The sequence below is a fragment of the Methyloglobulus sp. genome, assembly GCF_046714055.1.
Taxonomy (GTDB): Bacteria; Pseudomonadota; Gammaproteobacteria; order Methylococcales; family Methylomonadaceae; genus Methyloglobulus.
On the sequence record NZ_JBKKBJ010000150.1, the window covers coordinates 1 to 5,442 of the forward strand.

Annotated in this window: 7 protein-coding genes; 5 read left to right on the top strand and 2 right to left on the bottom strand. The window is 47.4% G+C overall.

Annotation, left to right across the window (positions count from 1 at the left end; all coding sequences use genetic code 11):
• The first annotated feature begins 375 nt into the window (after positions 1-375).
• Entirely contained in the window at positions 376-1,260 is an 885-nt protein-coding gene (locus tag ACLQ6D_RS09000; RefSeq protein ID WP_411726947.1) for a heme-binding protein, read from the top strand.
• A gap of 173 nt (positions 1,261-1,433) precedes the next feature.
• Complete coding sequence (locus tag ACLQ6D_RS09005; protein ID WP_411726948.1) at positions 1,434-1,724, top strand: hypothetical protein; 291 nt, start codon at positions 1,434-1,436, stop codon at positions 1,722-1,724.
• 172 nt (positions 1,725-1,896) lie between these two features.
• Here the strand turns inward: ACLQ6D_RS09005 and ACLQ6D_RS09010 are convergent, their stop codons facing one another.
• Positions 1,897-2,418, bottom strand: a complete 522-nt coding sequence (locus ACLQ6D_RS09010; protein WP_411726949.1) for a hypothetical protein — start codon at positions 2,416-2,418, stop codon at positions 1,897-1,899.
• A 75-nt stretch (positions 2,419-2,493) separates the two neighbouring features.
• Here ACLQ6D_RS09010 and ACLQ6D_RS09015 point away from each other — a divergent pair, with 75 nt between their 5' ends.
• On the top strand, positions 2,494-2,727 hold the full coding sequence (locus ACLQ6D_RS09015; RefSeq protein WP_411726950.1) for a hypothetical protein: 234 nt from the start codon (positions 2,494-2,496) through the stop codon (positions 2,725-2,727).
• A 74-nt stretch (positions 2,728-2,801) separates the two neighbouring features.
• Here ACLQ6D_RS09015 and ACLQ6D_RS09020 read toward each other — a convergent pair whose 3' ends face one another.
• Entirely contained in the window at positions 2,802-3,365 is a 564-nt protein-coding gene (locus ACLQ6D_RS09020; protein WP_411726951.1) for a Slp family lipoprotein, read from the bottom strand.
• A gap of 506 nt (positions 3,366-3,871) precedes the next feature.
• Between ACLQ6D_RS09020 and ACLQ6D_RS09025 the strand changes: the two genes are divergently transcribed.
• Both ACLQ6D_RS09025 and ACLQ6D_RS09030 read left to right on the top strand, forming a co-directional pair.
• Positions 3,872-4,729 (top strand): NADP-dependent methylenetetrahydromethanopterin/methylenetetrahydrofolate dehydrogenase, encoded by an 858-nt coding sequence (locus tag ACLQ6D_RS09025; protein WP_411726952.1) that lies wholly within the window; start codon positions 3,872-3,874, stop codon positions 4,727-4,729.
• 12 nt (positions 4,730-4,741) lie between these two features.
• Positions 4,742-5,442 (top strand): DUF4147 domain-containing protein (locus ACLQ6D_RS09030; protein WP_411726953.1); only part of this gene is annotated, 701 nt, incomplete at its 3' end.

The window sequence follows — 5,442 nt, forward strand, 5'->3', positions numbered from 1 at the left end:
TGCGGCGTTCAAACTCGATCAGGGTAATCCTTAAGGAATCTCTGAACAAGTTGCTTCCGCCCATGGTTTGACAAGCCCACCACTAACGTAATCAACACAAACCGTTCGTCCTGAGCTTGTCGAAGGAAGCCTGTCGAAGGACTGTGCAGAGTTTCCTTAAAATAGCCTTCTGATTTTGTTCTTCGTTAATGTGAAGTAAATTGAATGTATGGCCGTAAGATCGATCGAGCCTACGCTAAATTTCCAGCTTTACAAAAAATTATAATGGGATTATTGTTAGATTGGTGAATTTGTAAAACACCGAGTTACAAAAATAATTAAAATCGGAATATGGTTCTGGTTGAGCCGATAATACACAACTTTGAAGGAGAAGAAATGAAAACAATATCTAAAGCTGTCAAGCTGGCTTTGGCCGGTGGTGTTGCGTTGAACTTAGTATACGGGGCAGTTCTAGCTGATGATGGGGGTTCAGCTTCTCAGATAAAGAACTGTAAAGATGCTGGACTCACTTACGAGGCATTGAAAGGTGCGATCGCAAATGCCCCTGAAGCCACGAGTACGTTAGACAATGGAGGGTTTGGCTTACATATGTGGGTAACCCTTGTAAACCGCGATGGATTTGTTTGCGCAGTAGCCTTTACCGGGATCAATCGTGGTGCCGAGTGGCCGGCAAGCCGCGTGATCTCTGCACAGAAGGCTAGCACGGCCAACTCCCTGAGCACGCCTGCAGGTGTTAACCTTAATTTCCCTAATGGCTTGGCCTTGTCCACAGCCAATCTCTACACCTCGGCCTTAGGCGGTGGCAGCCTCTTCGGCGTACAATTTTCCAATCCCGTCGATACCCAGGTGGCCTATAAAGGCCCCGCAGTTTTGTGGGGACAAGCAAACGACCCTATGGTCGGTAATAGGGCCGGGGGGCACAATGTGTTCGGCGGCGGCTTGGCCCTTTACAATAAAAATGGCAAGCTAGTCGGCGCACTAGGCGCTAGCGGCGATACGTCGTGCAAGGACCACAACTATGCTTGGCAGATCCGCCACGCCTTAAACCTCGACTATTTAAAAACCCCGGTAGTAGTCACTGGTGTAGCAGCAGCCTTTGACGGAGATACCGCCCATCCTGACAACATCATTTATGATATGGCGTATGATGCTACGGATAAGGGGGCGAAAAACGATCTGAGCAGCACGACGGGCTTTGGCCATGTTATGTGCGGCTTTAAAGAGGACTCAATTAGCCCGTACCTGCCTGCCGTTCAGTAAGCGACTCGCAAAAGCCTGGTGTTTAATAAAGAAGCCTCTGCCCAGTACAACGCGGCGGCTTTTTTCCACGAATTCACGGGACCTGCGGACGAGCAACTCGCTGAGGATCACGACCAACTGAAACTCAAGAGGAACGGCGGAATTACATAGTCGAAGAACCAAAAGGAGACCCTATGAAACTCGTACTCCAGATCGCAATGGGTGTGTTTTTGGGGGCGTTGATGTCACAATTGCTTTTGGATCAATGGCACTCCTATCGAGCACAGCATGTAGCCGAAGCAGAGCGTCAAAGGTTGGCTGTGCAAGAAAAAACAAGAAACGAGCGAGACCAGAGGGTTCGCGAGGTTCTTATGGGGCAGCTGCAAGGAAAGGCTGTGGATAATATATCCCATCCCCTGAAGGGTGATACCCGCCCCAAAATCGGCCTCGAAGACCAAACGATGGGTATACCGCCTACGGAGTAATGCTCTGATCTGCTGAGCTATTATCTTGGGCAAGGCCGTAAGATACTCTGTTCAAAGTCAACCCTATTTCGATGAAATTAGCAAGTAGCCTTGATGCAGCTTGCGGAATCGAGGGTTTTCAGTTCCTAATTAGCCTCGATTTCGTTACACTACATCGAGGCTACTTGCTTGTCTATTCGTATAGACAATCTGCCATATCAGGGAGCCTGATTTTGTGCGGATCGTGCATTTTGTTGGCTTCATCGTTGGAATCTTGGCAAACTTCTCGCCACTCATGGTAGACCTGGAATGCTTTATTAAAATCCGCATTCAGGAAGCCTGACGATAAACTGGCGCATAGATGATAAAGCCCGGAGTAGTGTTCTCCCTGACCGGATGAACAATGATAGACCTTCTCCGATAGCAGCCGCATTATCGCTAGCATTTGGTACGCTTGATGGCCTTCACCCTGATTCTCGGCAATATCTTTATCCTGCATCGCAAGCGCTTGTATGGCGGTATAGGCAAGGGCAACCAGTCCGGCCAGAATTTCCGCTATTTCCCCAGATTTAATGGCTTTGAAAGTTACGCTTCCCGCATCCATAAGCAATGCTTGGGAGAAAATAATATCCATGTCTGAAATGTGCGGGATTTCCCCTTCTTTAAACTTTGGGTGGGGTTGCATGGTTTTTACCAGCTCTAAATGGTGATGCATAAAGTCTCCTTTCCATGCTTCGTTATAAGGGCAAGGCGCAAAACCAGCATGGCTTATACCTCGATACCGCTATGTATGACAAACCGAATTTGTTATTTATCCACGTCAATAGCGTTTAAAGCAGTCGGTATCCACCAAAAACTGCCAGATTTGATTACGCCCAGCGTTACGATTGCCTCATTAAATCTACTTTGTCAGATTAATCCGCGAGTTCGTCATACCCGCCGGGAAGCGGGTATCCAGACTCCATGGATGGCAAGCCCAAATCCATCCATGGAGTCTGGATACCGGCAAGCCATGCCGGAATGACGAGCTTGGATAATATAGATTATGTAATCTGACAAAATAGAATTAAGTTTGAATTATTGATCTTCTCAGCGTCCTTAACGATAACGATGGCGGTGAAAGAAGTAAGGTTGGTAATAGCCGCCCCAATAATAAGGGTTATAGCCATAAAATCCACCATAAGGATAATAACTGAACCCGCCATAACCGTATCCACCATAGTAAGGGACATAGTCCTGTTTTTGCCACAAATGGATATGTTTCGCCGACACCAGAGGAAGCCGCAGGGTCTTTTTCCCTATGGTGCGCCCAGTTTCACCTTCCAGCGTACCAGCGACAGTGATTGCAGTATCTTTGGTGTAGACCGCAGGATCAAGAAACTCGGGGCTTTTGATAACGAAACGGCCTTGATACGATTCATCTAAATCTGGACGGCCATAACTGCCAAGCGGGTATAGCAATATTTGGATAGCGCTAAAACTGGGTTCGTTTTCTACTTCGACAATCGTGCCACCCCAGCGTACCGGCGCATTTTTGTAATTGCCCAAGTTTGCGAGCGCTTGCTGATAACTGAGATCAAATGCGGGTGGATCTTCGATGGCGGGTGGGAGGCTCGAACAAGCGGCCAAAATAAAACAGGTGATGAGCAAATAAATTTTCATGGACCAGCTCCAGCGAATTGTTTTCATTGGGTTTGTCACCCGAAAAGAGCGTATTATAAAATAACGATAACGGGTCAATTTGTTAGTTTAGGCAAGTAAAATGCCCAGTAATTCAATCCGGTGTATCTGCTCTTTTACGAACACAAAGTTAAGCAGATTTTAGCTGAATTTCGTAATCTACAGGCGACCCATAGCTATAGCCAGAATGAAGGTGTTTGCGATCATAAAACACCTTGAACCACTCAAATAAGATTTTGCGCTTCGTGCAAAACTTGCTCTCGGATATAATAAAAACCCTCTTAAGTGAGCTAAAAAAACTAGTGTTTAATTTTTACAACTAAGGATTGTAATTTATTAATTTCAATCCCAGTAAATACAGATAGTTACTGACAAATAAAGATTATTTTTCGAATAGGTACTAGCTAACTCCAATTATCCCGACAAATGGGTAAGGAATATCTACAACCCTATTTAGACACAACCCCGATTCATAACAAGATCCGTTAATGAAAAAACTGCTGTTCCAATTCGACACGGATATCTACCCTTCCGTTTTCGACACGGTTGTCGCTTATGATGGCGGCGCTGATCATGTCATTGGGTATGGGGGCTTGTCGCCCGAAAACGTAACCGCATTGGTTGAAGGCACTATTTTTACGCGCGCCCCTAAAGAGAAGAAAAATACTGCCATTTTTGTAGGCGGAAGTGACATGGTTGCCGGGCAAGCCCTCTTTAAAGCCGTACAAAAGCATTTCTTTCCCGGTTTTCAAGTCTCTGTCATGCTTGACAGTAATGGTTGCAACACCACGGCTGCCGCTGCTGTCGCCAAGCTGGTAGCTAACCGTAGTTTTGCCGGGAAAAAAACCGTGGTTTTGGCGGGCACTGGCCCCGTCGGTCAGCGGGCTGCGGCCATGTTAGCCAAAGAAGGCGCAGTGGTGTCGATTACTTCCCGGAATATGGCACACGCTATAGAAGCCTGTGATGCTATAAAAGCCCGATTTGGTGTTGACCTGACTCCCGTTGAGGCCTTTGATAATAGCGCCAGGGCAAATGCGATTGCCGATGCGAATATCGTGCTGGCTGCCGGTGCCGCAGGAATTGAATTGCTTACCGAAGAACAATGGCGGGACAATAAGAATATCGAACTGATAGCCGATGCCAATGCCACGCCACCACTTGGAATTGGCGGTACGGACATGATGGATAAGGGCATAGAACGGCATGGCAAGGTTATCTGGGGGGCTATCGGCTTCGGCACGCTCAAGCTGGCTTTGCACCGGGCGTGTATTGCCAAATTATTTGAAGACAACACGCAGGTTTTTGATGCCGAAAACATCTTCGCTTTAGCCAAGGAAATGGCGTAGTTCGCACTTCCAGTGAATGCTTTTTCCGACCAAGCCATCATCGCCCTGAGAAACAGCGCATTCAACATTTTTCAAGCTGGCGTTGCCGCCGCCGATCCTTATCAAGCGGTAAAACGCTGCCTGATAGCCGAAGAAAAGCAGTTACAGATTTTGTTGGATAGCTGCGGTGAAAAACGAACAGGAAGTTGGGCTAAAATCCACCTGATCGCCTTTGGCAAGGCCGCTTGCCCCATGATTAAAGCCGCTTTGGATAGTCTTCCGGAGCAATGTGTTTCAGATCAGGCGATTGCCGTCACTAATTACGAAAATGTAAAGACAGTAGATGGTGTTAATGTCATCGTAGCTTCTCATCCTTTACCTGATGCAGCGGGATTCAATGCTGCCCAGTTATGTGCCGAAGTAACTAAAAATGCCCAAGCGGGTGAACTGGTTTTGGTATTGGTGAGCGGTGGCGGGTCTGCCCTGATACCTTATCCGGTCGATTCGGTGACTTTGCAGGAAAAAATCCTTACGACTGACTTATTGCTGGCTTCCGGCGCAACGATTAATCAGGTCAATTGCGTACGCAAGCATCTATCCCAGCTAAAAGGCGGTGGGCTGGCGAGAATGGTTGCGCCTGCCGATTTGCATACCCTGATATTGTCAGACGTAATCGGTGATGACTTATCGGCTATCGCCAGTGGCCCGACTGTCCCAGATGAGACGACGTTTAG